Consider the following 15293-nt stretch of genomic DNA (forward strand, 5'->3'; position numbering starts at 1 on the left):
CTTACATCCTCTTGCACAGGGTCACGTAGCTGTCGGCATGCTTGGCCAGAGCCACACCACTCTCCTTGACCACGATCTGTCCAGCGTCCCTGGCCACTTCGAACATGTAGTAGTTCTGTACCGGCATGTTGTTGCGGTTGAAGCTGAAGGGACCGCGTACCGAACGGAACTCGGTGCCGGCTGCCTTGACGGCAGCAGCGAAGGCCTTGCGATCGGAGCTCTTGTCGCCGACCTTCCTGACTGCGACATCCAGCAGGCGCGCCGCGTCGTAACCGGTAGCGGCATATTCGCTGGGTACCCGCTTGTACCTGACTTGGAAGGCCTCGACGAACTGGCGGCTCTCCGGGGTCTGCAAGGCAGCATCCCACATCGCGCCATAGACGCTGCCCACCGCCGCATCACGCAGCGCCGGCATGGTGGTGCCGTCGACGGTGAACACCGAGAACATCGGCAGCTTACCCAGCAGACCGGCCTGGCTGAACTGCTTGACGAAATTGACGCCCATGCCGCCCGGATAGAAGACGAATACCGCATCGGCCTTGGCCGCCTGCACCTGGGCAATCTCGGCGGAATAATCGGTCTGGCCGACCTGGGTGTAGAGCTCATCGGCCGGCTGGCCCTGATAGAAACGCTTGAAGCCGGCCACCATATCCTTGCCGGCTTGGTAATTAGGCGCCATCAGCACCACCCGCTTGTATCCCTTGGACTTGACGTATTGGCCTACCGCTTCGGCGCTGCCATCATTCTGCCAGGCCACCGAGAACACATTCGGCGCACAGGCGGCACCGGCCACCGGTGAAGGACCGGCATTGGTACCGATGGCCACCACCCCGGTATCGACCACGGCCTTCAGACCCGCCATGAAGACATTGGAAAAGCCCATGCCGACGATGACATCGACCTTGTCCTTTTCCACGAACTTGCGCACGATCTGCGCACCGATCTCGGGCTTGAGCTGATCGTCTTCCTTGAACAGCGTCACCGCCCGTCCGCCCAACTGTCCCTTGGACTGTTCCAGTGCCAGGTTGAAGCCATCGATCTGATCCTGCCCGACCACCGCCTGGCTGCCGGTCAGCGGTGCTGACAGGCCGATCTTCAGCGGCTCGGCGGCGACGGCAGCGGTGCTGCCCGGCACTACTGCCGTCAAGGCGGCGCCGGCTGCCAGCGCGGCGCGGATATGCTTGCTCAATGTCATGTTGTCTCCTCTGTTCTCTGTGGTATGCAGGGTGCGCATGGACGCGCCTACCGTTGACGAGCGCTTGCTCTCGTCGATGGGTGGACGCTGCCTGGCCATTTTTGTTTTCAGGACTTGGAATGCCGGTTCTCTTCTTTGGAAAACGCGGTACAGCCGGTTCATAGGGCGACGAACACCTTGCCCTCTTCGATACGGATCGGGTAAGTGCGCACATCCACCGTCAGCGGTGCGCACATGGCGCGGCCATCGCGGATGTCGAACTTTCCCTGGTGCAGCGGGCACTCGATCTCGTGGCCTTCCAGGAAGCCATCGCACAACCTTGCATGGCCATGCGTGCAGATGTTGTCGGTGGCGTAGACCTGGCCATCGACGCGGTACAGTGCAATCTCTTTTCCGCCCACATCCACGCCGATCACCTCCTCCTCGGGAATCGCCTCGACACTGACGGCCTGAACCCATTGGTCGCTGATCTGTTCAGTCATTACTTCTCCTCATATCGGATAAATCATGGAGTTGGGAATCATCTCGGTGTCGTAGATGCACAGCTTGCTGGCAAAGCGCAGACCGTCGCCGGTGCGCACTACCTGATCGAGATAGCGACCGGTGTTGAAGACGCTGCTTTCCTGGCTGAGCTTGGTACGGAAGATGGCATAGTTGGCTTCCACTTCCAGTGCCTCGCCGCTGTCCGCTCGCAGCAGCGGCAGGCCGGTGACGTTGCGCTGGTAGTAGGGATCATGGAACAGCGTCTCGCGGATGCCATAGACTCGATCATGCAGCATGCCCTTGCTGATGAAGGACATGGTCGCCAGCGGAAAGCCACGCTCATGGTTCTCGCGCGGCTGCACCTTGTAGGTACAGGCATCGGTGAAGAAATCGGGCCACTCTTCCCAGCGACCGCTGCTGACCACCTCGGCATAGCGGGCATAGAGCTGGCACAGTTCGATGTACAGGCTGGCTTCCATTCAAACCTCCATGATCTTGCGCCAGTAGGCATACATGCCGCGGATGAGCGTCTCGGTCACCATGTGTTCAGTGTCGTGACATTCGAGGCCATCCAGTTCGGCCAGGGTGCGGTGCACCGGCTTCTGTTCGAAACCCGCCTGCGAGAATTCGATCACCTCACCATCGTCCGCCGAAACGAAACCGGCCGGTCCGAACAGGTTGGCCTGAATCAGGCGGCGCTCGGTCATCTCAGGCGTGTCATCCTCGAAACCGAAATGGGTCCAGACGAAATCGAAGGAACCGGTGCCGTTGGGCTGGATGTGTCGGGTGGAGACACTGTTGACCTGTTGCTGGAAGATCACGCTGGGGAAAACCGTCATCATTACTGCTGTGGGGCCTTTCCACCAGTCTTCCTGGACGATGTCGAGCAGACGCTTGTCATGCACCTGCATGCTTTCCTTGAAACTGGAGACGCCAGCGGTCACCTCGCTCTTGACGCCGCCGGTGCCGCGCGTGGAGATCATCGCGGCATGCCGGAACTGCTCATCCATGCGCAGCTGCGACTTGTTATCGGCGCGCCAGAGGCCATAAGTGACGAACCAGGTATGCAGCAGACCGGGGTGATACGGGTCCTTGATGTTTTCCTGCATCAGCTTCCAGTTACCCGGGATGCGCTGACGGTTGTAGCCCAGGATCCTGAGCTGGCGGCCATTGAAGAGACGATCGAAGTATTCCAGCATCTGCGGGCCGAGGAATTTTTCCAGCGGTTCCACCTCGTGATCGAAGGATGCGAACACCACGCCACCACGACGTGCCACCTTGAGCTTGGTCAGGCCATGCTCCTCGACCTTGAAGTCGGTCGGCATGCCGCCATTGACCTTTCCATCCTGCTTGACGCCCCGACGGAACGGCACGCCCTGCAGGTCGCCATTGAGCCGGTAGTTCCACTGGTGGTACGGACAGACCAGCTCCTTGCGGTTGCCGTGGCGCTCGCGGCAGAACTGCATGCCACGATGGGCGCAGACGTTTTCCACCACGTGGATATCACCGTCGGCGTCACGTGTCATGATGACCGAGCGCTCGCCCACCACGGTGCGCTTGAAGTCACCGTGCGCGGGGATTTCCGCTTCCAACCCGACATAGTTCCAGTGGCCGCGATAGAAGAACCGCTCCAGCTCGCGCTGATACAGCGCCTGGTCGGTATAGGCCCAGAACGGAATGCGGCTGGAGCCGTCACCGTTCCATTTCTGCTCGCGCGGGAAAGCGATGGTCGCTTCTTGCATGATGTTCTCCTCCAGAATGCGTGGCCGCCTCAGCCCGCCACGCGCACGCGGATCGTACCCAGCCCGGCGACGTGACCTTCCATCAGGTCACCGGCCACCACCGCCTTGACGCCCTCGGGGGTGCCGGTCATGATCAGGTCGCCCGGTTCCAGTGACTCGAACTGCGAGAGATAGGCGATGCTCTCGGCCACCGACCAGATCAGTTCGCGTACATCGGAACGCTGGCGTGGTTCACCGTTGACGGTCAGCGCGATCTCGCCATCGACGATATGGCCCACGCCACTCACCGGATGGATGGGGCCGATGGGTGCGGAGTCACGGAAGGACTTGCCGAATTCCCAGGGACGGCCCTTGTCACGCGCCTCCAGCTGCAGGTCGCGGCGGGTCATGTCCAGACCGACGGCATAACCGTAGACGTACGACAGCGCGTCCTCCACGGGGATGTTGCGCCCGCCCTTGGCGATGGCGGCCACCAGTTCGATCTCGTGATGGAAGTTGGCCGTCATCGCGGGATAGCCGATGCTGCTCTCGGTCGCACCAGCACGCACCGCGGCGCAGGCCGGCTTCATGAAGAAGAATGGCGGATCGCGTTCCGGATCCTTGCCCATTTCGCGGGCATGCGCGGCATAGTTGCGACCGACGCAGAAAATGCGATTGACCGGAAAGGTATCGACGCTGCCCGCCACTTCCAGAGTGGTCAGGGGCGCGGGGGGAAGCACGTAGTTCATGAAATCTCCGAAGCAGGGTTGAGCCGGGGCCTGACCGCCGAAGCGGCCCTGGAGACACCGGGAATGACGAAATGAAAAAATCAGGACGATGGCCGCGCCGGCACTATGCCGGCGCACGCGCCATGCGCTCCTCGCGCCAGAGACCGACGGCCTGCTGGGCCGGACGATCCGAATAGCTGAACAGGATGGCCTGGCGCTTCGCGCGCAGTTGCAGGCTACTCCACGACGGCACCACGAACACATCGTTTTCCTGGAAGTGCAACAGCTGCTCACCGACCAGCGCCTCGCCCTCGCCTTCTAGGCAAACGTAGACAATGGCATCGGTACAGCGGTAGGGCAGACTCTCGAAGCCCTTCGGCAGCCACTGGATGAAAGCACCCATGGTCGGCATCGGTGATGCTCCCGTGGCCGGATTGACGAAGCGCTGCTTGTACCCGTGATGGGCATCGATGGCACCCTGCGCGATCTTCTGCAGCGCCGCGCGGCTCTGCGCGTATGGATAGACGAAGACCTTGGTCGGTGCATTGGCCGGCTGGCTGAAATCGACCGGCACCATGTTGCTGCCATAGCGCGCCAGTGCATCGCCCTCGTGGCGGCTGACGCCCTGCGACAGGTCATGGCCCGGTTCGGCAAAGCCGGCATCGAAGAAACGCACCAGCGGAATATCCAACCCATCGAGCCAGACCACTGGCTGCTCGCCGAGATTGCCGTGATCGTGCCAGGTCCAGGCCGGGGTGATGATGAAGTCGCCGCGACGCATGGTAGTGCGTTCGCCATCCACAGCGGTGTAGGCACCCTCGCCATCGAGCACCAGGCGCAGTGCCGATTGCGTATGACGATGTGCCGGTGCGACCTCACCTGGCATGATCAGTTGCAGCCCCGCATAGAGACTCTGCGTTACCGAGGAGTTACCGCGCAGACCGGGATTCTCCAGAATCAGCACGCGCCGCTCGGCCTCTTCGGCGCTGATCAGACGGCCCGCCAGCATGACCTGCTCGCGCAGTTCGGCATATTTCCACAGCACCGGCTGCACCAGCGGCGCAGGCGATCTGGGCACCAGCCTCCCCAGCACTTCCCACAGCGGTGTCATGCTGAACTGGTTGATATCGGCGTAATACTGCGCACGGGCCGCGCGGATCTGCTCAGAGATTTCCATTTTCATCATCATTACTCGGCTTAGTTGGGACTGGCGTAGAACGCATCTGCATAGATGTGCTCCATGGAGATGCCCTTGGACTTGGCGATCAAGGTGGCGGCTTCAACCATCGGCGGCGCGCCGCACAGATAGGCGCGCCAGCCGCTGAGGTTTTGCCAGTCGGCGGCGACGGCATCGGTCACGAGGCCGACGCGATGACGCGTGCCGGCTTCATTGGTCGCCAGTACGACGTGCAGGTGCAGATTCGGATTGCTGCGCGTCAGTTCAGCCAGCCAGTCCATGCCATACAGGTCGCTCGAGGAACGCACGCCGAAATAGAGATGGATGGGATTGGTCATCTTCAGGGCCGTCGCCGCACGCACGATGGAGAGTACCGGAGCCAGTCCGGTACCACCGGCAATGCACAAGAGCGGCCCCTCATGCTTCTTGCGCAGATAGGCCGTGCCCATGGGGCCGGATACGCGCACCTGGTCACCCACCTTGAGCTGATCGAACACATAGCCGGTCACGCGGCCACCGGGCACGCGGCGCAGATGGAATTCCAGCGTATCGTCTTGCGGCAGCCCTGCCATCGAATAGGGACGCACGTGCTCGGGCGTGAATTGCAGCAAGGCATACTGGCCCGGCGAGAACGACAGTGGCTTGGTCGATTTGAGCACCACGCGGCGGATGTCATGGGTGAGCTCTTCCAGCGCCACCACGCTGGTCTTGAGGATGCGCGCGGGATGCATGACGATCTCGTCGGGCTCGGGGATCTCGACCACGCAGCTTTCGGTGATGACGCTCATGCAGGCCAGCACATGACTGCCTTCGCCCGGATTGGTGAGCTTGGCATCGCCGGCCGATTCCAGCACGCGGCCTTCGATAAGCTTGCAGCGGCAGGTGCCGCAGCGTCCGGCACGGCAGCTATAGGACACCGGCACGCCATTGGCCTGCAACGCATCCAGCAGGTTGTCACCGGCCTTCACGGCCAGCGCACGCCCGAGCGGTTGCACCACGAGTTCCATGCCTGTCTCCTTCTGCCTGTCGTTGTTTTTGAATGGGTGAGGCGATTATAGGAAGCGGCACTTTATAAACATAGAGTATTCTCTGAATTTTCAACATCACCGTGAGTGATATTACGAACACATAAAAAACCGGAGACAAGAACGTGGAACTCAAGGATATCGACCTCAACCTGCTGGTCGTCTTCAACCAGCTGCTTATTGACCGACGCGTGTCCATCGTTGCCGAAAAGCTCGGACAGACCCAGCCGGCCATAAGTAATGCGCTCAATCGTCTGCGCCGACTGCTGGGGGATGAATTGTTTTTGCGTACATCCAAGGGGATGGAGCCAACCTCGCTGTCGATCCAGCTGGCCGAACCGATTGCCTATGCGCTCAGTGCCATCCACAGCACACTCAACCAGCAGGCCCTGTTCGATCCCGAGCGCACCAACCGCACCTTCACCATCGGCATGACCGACATCGGCGAGATCTATTTTCTGCCCCGTCTGATGGATGCCCTTGCCAGCGTGGCCCCCAACATCGCGGTCAACACGGTGCGCAACACCACGCTCAATTTGAAGGAAAGCATGGAGTCCGGTCACGTCGATCTGGCTGTGGGGCTACTGCCGCAACTAAAGGCAGGATTCTTCCAGCAGCGCCTGTTCGAGCAGAAATATGTCTGCCTGATGCGTCGCGGCCATCCACTGGACAAGAAGAAGATCAGTGTGGAAGAGTTTTCCCAAGCCGACCACGTCAAAGTAGTGGCCTCCGGCACCGGCCATGCACGGCTGGACGAAGCGATCGAACGCAAGGGCATACGCCGCAACATCCGTCTGACCGTGCCGCATTTCGTGGCGGTCGGTCACATCCTCTCCACCACCGACATGATCGCCACCGTTCCAGAACGCTATGCACGACAATGCCTGGAGCCGTTCGACCTACGATTTCTACAGCATCCAGTGGAATTGCCCGAGACGGGCATCAACTGTTTCTGGCATGCCAAGTTCCACAAGGAACCGGGTAACCAATGGATGCGAAGACTGATTTTTCAGCTATTCTCGGACAAGAAACTTAAGAGCGAAATGCTAGAAAAGTGAACATCGGAACGACTAACGTTCCATATGGCTCGTAACGTATCAGTCATATGTGGCAGTCCTTTTTTGACCGAGCCAACGATACTGATAAACTGTTGCTACGGCGTTTCACCACTCTAATTGAAGGAGAACTGCATGGGCAGACCAATGGGATCGAAGAATAAACCTAAGCAAAAAGTACCTGGTTTCATTTCAGAAGCGAGTGGTAGGCTGAACGTCCGCGTCAGTTCAACGACGCGCGAAAGTTTAATGCAACTGAAAGAGGACTTTGGCTTGAATACTCAAGAGGAAGTTTTAGAGAAAACAGTCGCAATCGTAATGGCGTTACGCAAGGCGCTAACTTCGTAGATCGAATGCGGATTAGTTTTTTCCTATTAGTCGCAGCAGCGATCGAAGAGAAAGTAAGGGAGATTTATTATTCTGTGGCATATACCCTCCCCTCAAAATAGGGGGAAATGTTGTTGATTTGCTCGCAGAATTGACCCTTTCCGTTTGACCCACCTTCCATTGCCTCCCGAAGGCTGCCACGCGGTCGTACGCCCCTTCATATCCCAGCTCCCTTAGTCCAAGAACATCTGTTTCAGAGTTCGTCTCTGCTTGCGCGATTTGACCGCCTCGGCGCTGAACCAGGCTGAAAGTCGAGGCGCGAATTCATCTCGGGCACTGGATGATCGCCTGGATGGGTAGGATGGCTCGATCGCTCCGGATCGGATATAGCGACGAACCGTGTTTCGAGAGATCTCCAGCCGGCGGGAGATTTCCCAGATCGAGATGCGATCGCGGATGTACCAGCGCCGAATAATTCCAAGTAGGGCCACGTCTATAACTCCGTTCTCCCGCTCGCTGTCATGAGCAGGATTGTGGTCTAAACATGGGTCAACTTAGGATGCAATTTTCCGGGGAATGTCAGTTTGGGATGCAACTCAACACAGCTACCGTAGGCACTACCGCCTGGTCCTGCCGACGGTTAGATGAATCTGAATAAGCGAGGAATCTAACCGCCACCTCAATCCACTCTATTTCACTTTTACTTTTTTGCGTCCCATTATGATGTTCTGCGGAGCAGTGATATCCCCAGTAATTTGCTGACCAACTGATCCGTGGATCGTCATTTGGATATTGCGCTTGTGTGTTTGCGAGGGGGCCGAGGTATCTGAGGTGCCTATCCCTTCAACCATCCCAAGTAAGCGAGCCTTTCCCATTAGGTCCAGATTGCGGAATCGAGCGAGTAATTGTTCTTCATCCAAAGACAGTGCTTGACCACTTCTTATACCTGTCACGACAAACTGCACGTCCACACCCAAACGTGCCACAGCTTGCAAATAACCTGCATCCGGGCGACGTTCATCTTGTTCGTAAAACAATTGCGCGCGGCGCTGCACGCCTCCTATGGCTGCAAATTCAGTTTGATTAAATCCCAGTCGGGTGCGTTCCGACTTGAGGCGTTCCCCAATTGTGTTCATAAAGACGCATAAATCGATTGACATGGGTCCATTTGGACTCTATATTCACGCCATTGCTAAGTGACGTGTACAACGATTATCCCATATGCCTACCCTCTCCAAGCACGTAGCCCGCCCCCATACCGATACTTCGGTGGCCGTTACCTTCCGCCTTGAAGCTGATGAAGAACAAAGACTGGCTGAGTTGGCCCGCCAGGATTTGCGCACGCGCTCGTCCTTTGTGCGCCTCCTGATCTTGCGCGGCATGGCCGCCTACGACAAAGACGTCAAGGCCGGACGGGCTTGAGCATCGGAGACCGCCATGTACGACGATCCCCGCAAAATTCGTCATCGCCGCATTGTAGTGCGCGTCAACGACGACAACTATGACATCATGAAAGCCTTGGCGCAGTATCAGGGCGAGAACCTGGCGACACTGGCCCATGATCTGCTGATGCATCAGGCCATCGCCCTGGCGCAATCCTATTCGATGCCGATCTTATCCGAGCAGAACGTGCAGGCCAAGGCGCTCACGAGCCACTTTTCAGTGCCTCGCAATGCCTGATATCGAATTACCGTTCACCCATCCTGCGTTAGTCGAAGCCCTGGAAGTGATCATGATGCGAGAAGGCTTTGACACGATCGAACAAGCGGCCGAGTTCGTGCTGGCCCAGTCTGTTCGAGAAGGTATCAAACGTGTTACTGGCAAGGGGCGTGCACTCTATGCCATCAAGGGAAAGAAAACAACATGCGTGTAATCAGCCTGCCGTGCCCTCATTGCCAAAGCCCAGTGCGTGCAGCCAAAAGCCGAACCATGTCTACGCTGATGAAGGAAATCACCTATCGATGCCAGAACGTCGATTGCGGTCATACCTTCGTTGCCACGCTGGAGATTTCTCGCACCGTTTCCCTGTCGGCCATGCCCAATCCCGAGGTGAGCCTTCCCATCTCGCCCCGTGCGTACCTTGCCCCGCAAGGAACGGGTACTGCCTGACTTGCCTGTGACCGCCTAGCCGGTCGCTGAACCCCAAATTGACTAAGACCTGTCGTGCGCCGTTTGGCGCACGCGGGATTCGCTCACCCTAAAGAAACCTCACATGGCTCTCGATCAGCAACAGACAACGCTTGCCCTCGCCTCGCTGCGGCTTCGCATGGACGACGACATCAAAGAATTTCAATGCGCCCAGCGCATGCTTCTGCGCAAGGCTGTATTGCAAGATGAACTGCAGTGGAATGTGATCTGGCAGGGTAAATCTGCCATTGCACATCGTCTTGCTCAGCGTCTGCAGCGTCTCGGCGGCCTGATGGGGGCATGGTAATGCGTACGCTGATCGCTCATGGCATCGCTGTTCTGTTGCTGCTTGCACCGGCTCTTCTGGCGGCTCTCGGGCTGGTGAAAGGGTGATCATGCGCGGTGCACGAATTAAAGACCATGCGTCATTCCGTCCGGCAGCGGACCTGCTGCGCGAGCGAGCGGCATGGGTGCCCACACCTCCGGGTAATGAAGCTGCCAAGGCTGAGCTAAGTAAATCCATTTCACTGCTGCGCAATCGCAGGCGGCCCAATCTGCAAACTGGCATTGCCTATTCCTGGGCGGCAATGGCTAGGCCAGTGCGTCGACACATTCTGGCCCTGGCAGGACTCTCGGCGGACCGCTGGGAATCTCCTATCCACTCCTTCTCAGAAGCTGAACGCTCGGCCATGCGCCATGCGGTGCTGCGTGCCATTACGACCTACGAAAGAGCTCTCAATGCAGTCTAGAACAGTCGATGCGAAGACACGCCGTCGGCATCGGGCCTTCGTGGAGTCTCGGCAGTTTGCCGGAGAGCTGGCCCGTATTCCGCTGAAGTGGCGTGGACGTGTCGTGAGCCAGGCCCTGGAACTGATGTCGGTATGGCACTGGAACAAGATTTTTGAGCCAGTCGCCGTTCAGTTCGTCCGGGAATTCGCTGAGCAGTACGTGCCGGCCGGAGTAGATCTGTCGCAGGATGATGCTGATATTTGCGCCACGGCCGAGAAAGCCGCCGAGAACGTCAAGAAAGTCTTGTGGAAAGCGATTTCTGATACCCACGCACGCGACCTCATCGAGCAGGAGTGTAGCGACTACGGCATTGATATGCCTGACGTGGATGATGACGACCTGCGCGCCATCATTGCGCGTGTGGTGGATCCGCGCTGGTGGCGCAGGCAACTGCGGAAGGTGGTCGGCCGCGCCTTTGAGGGCGGCAATATTCGCTTGGGCTATGTGCATTACCACGGCGAGCCCTATGCCAGTAATGACGCCGTACTCTCTCGCCTGGCACAGAATAGGAGAAATGCCGCCGCACTGGAAGCAACCATTGTGCGCAATGAGGCTGGGCAAGAATTCAGCATTGCTGAGCTGGCCGAGAAGACGACTGCAAATAAGACCATTCGTCGCGGCGAACTCATGCTGCGCATCAATGGTTTCGAGACCATCGCAAAGGAGTGCAACGATCAGGGCCTGTTCCTCACTTGGTCTTGCCCATCGCGCTTCCATGCCACGCTGCATACGGGCAAGCCGAATCCGAAATATGACGGCTCGGACCCGCGCACGGCCAATCGATACCTGGGCAAGATGACTGCGCTGGCGCGTTCGGCGCTGGCCCGTCGCGGCATCGGTCTGTACGGCTTCCGTATCGCTGAGCCGCATCACGATGGTTGTCCTCACTGGCACATGCTGGTGTTCGTACGCGCGCTGCCGGACTACACCACACCGCACGTCAAGGACGTTGCCAGCCGCGCTATCCGCGTCATGAAGAGATATGCCTGGCGCGTGGATCGAGGCGAACCGGGGGCATTCAAGCGTCGCCTGGATGTGAAACGCATTGATTGGGCGAAAGGTAGTGCTGCTGGCTATATCGCCAAATACGTGGCCAAGAACATCGATGGCGTGGCGGACCACAAGACCAAAGAAGGCTATCTCATCACCACGGATATGGCAGGGGATCGTGAGCTAACGCCCTCGGCCCGCGTGGAAGCCTGGGCGGCCCGCTGGGGTATTCGCCAGTTCCAGCAATGGGGTGGCGCACCGGTAAGCGTGTGGCGCGAGCTGCGCCGCGTGCCGGCAGACATGGTCAAACAAGCCCCGCCGGCCATGGCCGCTGCCTGGGATGCCGTGCAAAAAGTCGAGGGCGAGAAGCGCGCATGTTGGGCGAGCTATCTGCGTGCACAGGGCGGAGCACTGGTGAAGCGCGACGATCTGATGGTCACCCTGGCCAAGGAGACCAAGACTGTGTCCGGCCGCTATGAGGAATGTGAACGCGTCATGCCCTACGGCGTGCAATGCCGCCAGATGGTCGGTGTGGTCTTTAAATCCGTTCGGCATACATGGACGCCCGTTCAAGGGCACGACGCCCGCACATCGGCGGGTTCGGGGTTCCCTTGGACTCGTGTAAATAACTGTACGCAGCCCGCCACGCCTGACTTTGCGGCCGATGTGTCCTTCGAACCGAAGACTGCGCCGGCCCCGGTCATGTTCAAGCCCGACCAGGCCGCGCAGATCGATCATGCCTGGCTCGCCCTGGGCGCATGCCCCTGGCCTCGGCCGGTGGTCGATGGCAGGCCGCCGTGGCCAGCGTCAGCCATGACGGCGGACGAACAGCGCCAGGCGCTGGCCTCATGGGACGCCATCAAGGCATGCCCCTGGCCGCGCGTGGTGCCGGTACCGGACAATTCCCCGCGCCATGGCACGCCTCGCCAGGTCGCCGACTGGCGCGCTGGCCGGCTCGATGTCAGCGAACTTCCCATTGATCCCAACCCAACGAAAGGGAACGCTCCATGACCGCGTTTCGTGTCGTCGTGCGCACCGCCAGCGCGCGCCATTCTTACACCGCCATCGCAGCTCATAGCTGCGACGTGATCGCCGCCGCCGTCGATCGCTTTGGCGTGTGTTCTGTTACGGCCATTCAGGAGAACCAGAAGTGAACGCAACCACAACCATCAATCCCGCCGTGTCCTACCGCGCCGAAGGCTACGCCGCCAAGTATTTCGCCAAACAGCCGAAACTGCGTGATTTCGTCATGCTGCCACCGCAGCCCCTGGACCGCATTACGTTCGACACACCCGATGACGGCGTGCTGGCAGGCTATGTGTCGGTCATTCGTCAGCATCTGGGCAATGGCGAGAGATTTGCATGGGTGGAGCTGGATAACGCACCCGCAGGGCTGTTCCGTGGTGTACCGCTCGCGGACATCCTCACGTGCGATGAGTGTGGCAGCGTTCGTCGATACGCGGCACTCAACCGTGGAGATCGAATGCTTTACTTAACCGACTTCAGCAATGTTTTCGTTGAAGTTGTTGACCCTATGTTCGAAGGGAATACAAATGCAAAGCGCGAATCCTGAGCCGGTCCTGATTACCGTCTCAGCAGCAGCGGACGCCTTGGGAGTGTCATCGCGGCACATTTACGACCTCGCGGCCCCTGCTGGTCCCATACCGTGCTATCGAATTGGTCGCCGCATACTGTTCAAACTAGCCGATTTACATAGCTATCTGGAATCATGCCGATATACCGAGATAAAGAAAGAGGTAACTTCGTCTTTGAATTTGACCGCCGCCTTAAAGGTAAGCGGATCAGGGTTAGAAAATACCTTCCGAAGACTTGGAATAAATCCCAGGCGGATGCCTTCGACCGCGAAGAATCAGCGCGTCTCTATGCCGTAGCAAATAATGTTGAACGTCCTGATCATCTTATTGATGACGCTGTGGCCATTTATATCGAGGAACGCATTCCGGTATTAAAAAGTGGCGCAAACATCGCCCGCGAACTGGCACAAATGTACTTCGCATATAAAGGGCGGCATATGTCGGAACTCGCCCAGGTCTGCAAGACATATATGGCAAGAGCTGGGCGTAACGATGAGGATAACGACACGCCGCTTGCGGCTGCGACCTTGAGAAATCGTATTCGTTATCTCACTTCAGCATGCAGGTACGCATGGAAGCATCATGGGATGTCTGACCATGATCCGGCGGAGCGCGTGATTGCTCCATTGGTACGCAATGAACGTCGGCGTTACATCAGCCGTAAAGAAATGCTTGAGTTGTGCCTGGCATTGAAGCACCGCCCGACACGTGCTGCTGTCCGCATTGCATTTTATAGCGGCATGCGTATGTCCGAAATACTCCGAGCACAAAGAACGGGCGACGCTTTCGTACTAGACGACACAAAAAATGGAGAGCCTCGAATCGTTCCAATGCATAGAAAAATCCGCTGCTGCATTAAAGTCTCCCTCCCTGATCAAAGTCGCATATCTAAGCATTTTAGGGATGCGCGAAAATTGGTAGGTTTAGACTGGTTGCATTTTCACGACCTTCGCCACAGTGCCGCCAGTTCCATGATTAACGATGGAGTCGATTTGTACACTGTAGGAGCAGTCTTAGGACACAAGACGTCAGCAAGCACGCAACGATATGCTCATCTGGCGACCAGCTCGTTACGGCTTGCTATTGATCGTATCGGCACAAAGAAGAAAAGCTAACGACTTTCTCTCTTACCGTCGCTGAACCGGCCCTTTACGACGATTGACATTGCGGGCAAGGGCCTTGAGTTTCTTATCCTTGTTGGTATATAAATCAGAAAGAACCCATTCCAAAAGGTCATAAGCGTCCAACACGTCTTCGCGTGTTGGCGCTTTCCCATTGTGACTTCCAGCATTGCCCAGCCACTTTACAGCCATCAGAGAATCCTTAATGTGCTGATATTTTGCTGGCAGATTTCCAATTCTTCTGTGAAGAGTTAGGCTAAAACGTTGGCCCTTCTTCACTTCGGTTTTGTTGACCTTCAAATTGGTCAAGAGAGCTTCTACGGAAGCCCGCGCACAATTGAGCGCAGCACTCGCGTCTGCAAAAAACAGTGAAAACGAGTCATGCAATTTTGCCAAAACTGCATCGGGGCAATTCGGCGGCAGGTCTATCAAGACGAGTGATGGCTCGAAATATTTCGGGAAATAGTACTCTTCGTGGTATAGCTGATAACCGTCGCAACCTTCATATTGTATTTCTTCAACGCCACCGGTACCGGTGCAGCTATACGGTTCTTTGCAAGTGGAACACTCGAACACGCAAGCGAAAACCATTTTGATCCACTCTGGCTCCGATCCTTCTTCCTCCCAGACAACGGTGCTTTCTTTTGTCCACTTAGTGATCAGTGACTCCGGAAGCAATTTGAGCTGACCCGCATTGCAACTTGAGCATATCCAGCTAGGTACGCTGTCTTTACCAAACGTGCATAGATAAGGTGACCGGTCCATTCCCCAACTCCAGTTGTTGATTTTTTAAATTGGTAATTATGACGTTTTGGGCGAAAAAGTCCCCAGCATAGAAAAAAGCGGCTTAACGCAATTAAGCGCTAAGCCGCTTCAGTACTGGTGGCCCCCCCGTGAGTCGAACACGGCACCAACGGATTATGAGTCCGCTGCTCTAACCAAGCATGAGCTAGGGGGCCA

At 57.7% G+C, this 15293-nt stretch carries 20 protein-coding genes, 1 tRNA gene and 1 pseudogene; 12 read left to right on the forward strand and 10 right to left on the reverse strand.

Annotated elements, in window-relative coordinates; genetic code table 11:
- Position 1 precedes the first annotated feature (1 nt).
- The 7 genes from ACWHXP_RS16020 to ACWHXP_RS16050 all read right to left on the reverse strand — a co-directional run bounded on the left by ACWHXP_RS16020 (position 2) and on the right by ACWHXP_RS16050 (position 6311).
- Entirely contained in the window at positions 2–1195 is a 1194-nt protein-coding gene (locus ACWHXP_RS16020) for an ABC transporter substrate-binding protein (protein WP_489635565.1), read from the reverse strand.
- Between the two features lie 158 nt (positions 1196–1353).
- Positions 1354–1677, reverse strand: coding sequence for a non-heme iron oxygenase ferredoxin subunit (locus ACWHXP_RS16025; protein WP_402706573.1), 324 nt, complete (start codon positions 1675–1677; stop codon positions 1354–1356).
- 9 nt (positions 1678–1686) lie between these two features.
- Complete coding sequence (locus tag ACWHXP_RS16030; RefSeq protein WP_121042286.1) at positions 1687–2157, reverse strand: aromatic-ring-hydroxylating dioxygenase subunit beta; 471 nt, start codon at positions 2155–2157, stop codon at positions 1687–1689.
- On the reverse strand, positions 2158–3420 hold the full coding sequence (locus ACWHXP_RS16035) for an aromatic ring-hydroxylating dioxygenase subunit alpha (protein WP_402706570.1): 1263 nt from the start codon (positions 3418–3420) through the stop codon (positions 2158–2160).
- Between the two features lie 29 nt (positions 3421–3449).
- Positions 3450–4148 carry a fumarylacetoacetate hydrolase family protein gene (locus tag ACWHXP_RS16040; RefSeq protein ID WP_402706569.1) on the reverse strand — a complete coding sequence of 233 codons (699 nt, stop codon included), beginning with the start codon at positions 4146–4148 and terminating at the stop codon, positions 3450–3452.
- 103 nt (positions 4149–4251) lie between these two features.
- A complete protein-coding gene (gtdA, locus tag ACWHXP_RS16045; RefSeq protein ID WP_489635564.1) occupies positions 4252–5310 on the reverse strand; it encodes a gentisate 1,2-dioxygenase in 1059 nt (352 codons plus the stop codon).
- Positions 5311–5324: 14 nt separating this feature from the next.
- Positions 5325–6311 carry a 2Fe-2S iron-sulfur cluster-binding protein gene (locus ACWHXP_RS16050; protein WP_121042292.1) on the reverse strand — a complete coding sequence of 329 codons (987 nt, stop codon included), beginning with the start codon at positions 6309–6311 and terminating at the stop codon, positions 5325–5327.
- A 143-nt stretch (positions 6312–6454) separates the two neighbouring features.
- On the opposite strand from ACWHXP_RS16050, the gene ACWHXP_RS16055 reads away from it, so the two are divergent.
- Complete coding sequence (locus ACWHXP_RS16055; protein WP_489635563.1) at positions 6455–7387, forward strand: LysR family transcriptional regulator; 933 nt, start codon at positions 6455–6457, stop codon at positions 7385–7387.
- Positions 7388–7519: 132 nt separating this feature from the next.
- On the forward strand, positions 7520–7732 hold the full coding sequence (locus ACWHXP_RS16060) for a hypothetical protein (protein ID WP_134040266.1): 213 nt from the start codon (positions 7520–7522) through the stop codon (positions 7730–7732).
- Positions 7733–8400: 668 nt separating this feature from the next.
- Here ACWHXP_RS16060 and ACWHXP_RS16065 read toward each other — a convergent pair.
- Positions 8401–8871: a helix-turn-helix domain-containing protein gene (locus ACWHXP_RS16065; protein WP_402706561.1), complete on the reverse strand. Its 471-nt coding sequence runs from the start codon at positions 8869–8871 to the stop codon at positions 8401–8403.
- Between the two features lie 61 nt (positions 8872–8932).
- Here ACWHXP_RS16065 and ACWHXP_RS16070 point away from each other — a divergent pair, with 61 nt between their 5' ends.
- The 10 genes and pseudogenes from ACWHXP_RS16070 (at position 8933) to ACWHXP_RS16115 (ending at position 14327) form a co-directional block, all read left to right on the forward strand.
- Positions 8933–9133: a hypothetical protein gene (locus ACWHXP_RS16070; RefSeq protein ID WP_489635562.1), complete on the forward strand. Its 201-nt coding sequence runs from the start codon at positions 8933–8935 to the stop codon at positions 9131–9133.
- A gap of 15 nt (positions 9134–9148) precedes the next feature.
- Entirely contained in the window at positions 9149–9391 is a 243-nt protein-coding gene (locus ACWHXP_RS16075) for a hypothetical protein (RefSeq protein WP_006461600.1), read from the forward strand.
- Positions 9384–9584 carry a hypothetical protein gene (locus tag ACWHXP_RS16080; protein WP_006465441.1) on the forward strand — a complete coding sequence of 67 codons (201 nt, stop codon included), beginning with the start codon at positions 9384–9386 and terminating at the stop codon, positions 9582–9584. The genes ACWHXP_RS16075 and ACWHXP_RS16080 overlap by 8 nt, the downstream gene beginning before the upstream one ends.
- The gene (locus ACWHXP_RS16085) at positions 9575–9820 is read left to right on the forward strand and encodes an Ogr/Delta-like zinc finger protein (RefSeq protein WP_006465440.1); all 246 of its coding nucleotides are present in this window, start codon (positions 9575–9577) and stop codon (positions 9818–9820) included. Before ACWHXP_RS16080 ends, ACWHXP_RS16085 begins: the two co-directional genes overlap by 10 nt.
- A gap of 103 nt (positions 9821–9923) precedes the next feature.
- Positions 9924–10145 (forward strand): hypothetical protein, encoded by a 222-nt coding sequence (locus ACWHXP_RS16090; RefSeq protein WP_259432933.1) that lies wholly within the window; start codon positions 9924–9926, stop codon positions 10143–10145.
- Between the two features lie 431 nt (positions 10146–10576).
- Positions 10577–12628 (forward strand): replication endonuclease, encoded by a 2052-nt coding sequence (locus tag ACWHXP_RS16095; protein ID WP_489635561.1) that lies wholly within the window; start codon positions 10577–10579, stop codon positions 12626–12628.
- Complete coding sequence (locus ACWHXP_RS16100) at positions 12625–12771, forward strand: hypothetical protein (protein ID WP_008331387.1); 147 nt, start codon at positions 12625–12627, stop codon at positions 12769–12771. Before ACWHXP_RS16095 ends, ACWHXP_RS16100 begins: the two co-directional genes overlap by 4 nt.
- Entirely contained in the window at positions 12768–13190 is a 423-nt protein-coding gene (locus ACWHXP_RS16105) for a hypothetical protein (RefSeq protein ID WP_489635560.1), read from the forward strand. The genes ACWHXP_RS16100 and ACWHXP_RS16105 overlap by 4 nt, the downstream gene beginning before the upstream one ends.
- A pseudogene (locus ACWHXP_RS16110) lies at positions 13171–13332 on the forward strand (helix-turn-helix domain-containing protein); the annotation flags it as partial. The gene ACWHXP_RS16105 and the pseudogene ACWHXP_RS16110, both read left to right, overlap by 20 nt.
- 14 nt (positions 13333–13346) lie before the next feature.
- The gene (locus tag ACWHXP_RS16115; protein ID WP_489635559.1) at positions 13347–14327 is read left to right on the forward strand and encodes a tyrosine-type recombinase/integrase; all 981 of its coding nucleotides are present in this window, start codon (positions 13347–13349) and stop codon (positions 14325–14327) included.
- 12 nt (positions 14328–14339) lie between these two features.
- On the opposite strand, the gene ACWHXP_RS16120 is transcribed toward ACWHXP_RS16115, so the two are convergent.
- Positions 14340–15098 (reverse strand): DUF4145 domain-containing protein, encoded by a 759-nt coding sequence (locus tag ACWHXP_RS16120; RefSeq protein WP_489635558.1) that lies wholly within the window; start codon positions 15096–15098, stop codon positions 14340–14342.
- Between the two features lie 115 nt (positions 15099–15213).
- Positions 15214–15292 (reverse strand) — tRNA-Ile (locus tag ACWHXP_RS16125).
- Position 15293: the final 1 nt, after the last annotated feature.

The sequence above is a fragment of the Herbaspirillum sp. Her2 genome (genome assembly GCF_057961375.1).

Bases quoted from the DNA above. Each gene is read 5' to 3' on its own strand.
- ACWHXP_RS16020 (WP_489635565.1), bottom strand. From the start codon at position 1,195: ATGACATTGAGCAAGCATATCCGCGCCGCGCTGGCAGCCGGCGCCGCC.
- ACWHXP_RS16025 (WP_402706573.1), bottom strand. From the start codon at position 1,677: ATGACTGAACAGATCAGCGACCAATGGGTTCAGGCCGTCAGTGTCGAG.
- ACWHXP_RS16030 (WP_121042286.1), bottom strand. From the start codon at position 2,157: ATGGAAGCCAGCCTGTACATCGAACTGTGCCAGCTCTATGCCCGCTAT.
- ACWHXP_RS16035 (WP_402706570.1), bottom strand. From the start codon at position 3,420: ATGCAAGAAGCGACCATCGCTTTCCCGCGCGAGCAGAAATGGAACGGT.
- ACWHXP_RS16040 (WP_402706569.1), bottom strand. From the start codon at position 4,148: ATGAACTACGTGCTTCCCCCCGCGCCCCTGACCACTCTGGAAGTGGCG.
- gtdA (WP_489635564.1), bottom strand. From the start codon at position 5,310: ATGAAAATGGAAATCTCTGAGCAGATCCGCGCGGCCCGTGCGCAGTAT.
- ACWHXP_RS16050 (WP_121042292.1), bottom strand. From the start codon at position 6,311: ATGGAACTCGTGGTGCAACCGCTCGGGCGTGCGCTGGCCGTGAAGGCC.
- ACWHXP_RS16060 (WP_134040266.1), top strand. From the start codon at position 7,520: ATGGGCAGACCAATGGGATCGAAGAATAAACCTAAGCAAAAAGTACCT.
- ACWHXP_RS16065 (WP_402706561.1), bottom strand. From the start codon at position 8,871: ATGTCAATCGATTTATGCGTCTTTATGAACACAATTGGGGAACGCCTC.
- ACWHXP_RS16070 (WP_489635562.1), top strand. From the start codon at position 8,933: ATGCCTACCCTCTCCAAGCACGTAGCCCGCCCCCATACCGATACTTCG.
- ACWHXP_RS16075 (WP_006461600.1), top strand. From the start codon at position 9,149: ATGTACGACGATCCCCGCAAAATTCGTCATCGCCGCATTGTAGTGCGC.
- ACWHXP_RS16080 (WP_006465441.1), top strand. From the start codon at position 9,384: ATGCCTGATATCGAATTACCGTTCACCCATCCTGCGTTAGTCGAAGCC.
- ACWHXP_RS16085 (WP_006465440.1), top strand. From the start codon at position 9,575: ATGCGTGTAATCAGCCTGCCGTGCCCTCATTGCCAAAGCCCAGTGCGT.
- ACWHXP_RS16090 (WP_259432933.1), top strand. From the start codon at position 9,924: ATGGCTCTCGATCAGCAACAGACAACGCTTGCCCTCGCCTCGCTGCGG.
- ACWHXP_RS16095 (WP_489635561.1), top strand. From the start codon at position 10,577: ATGCAGTCTAGAACAGTCGATGCGAAGACACGCCGTCGGCATCGGGCC.
- ACWHXP_RS16100 (WP_008331387.1), top strand. From the start codon at position 12,625: ATGACCGCGTTTCGTGTCGTCGTGCGCACCGCCAGCGCGCGCCATTCT.
- ACWHXP_RS16115 (WP_489635559.1), top strand. From the start codon at position 13,347: ATGCCGATATACCGAGATAAAGAAAGAGGTAACTTCGTCTTTGAATTT.
- ACWHXP_RS16120 (WP_489635558.1), bottom strand. From the start codon at position 15,098: ATGGACCGGTCACCTTATCTATGCACGTTTGGTAAAGACAGCGTACCT.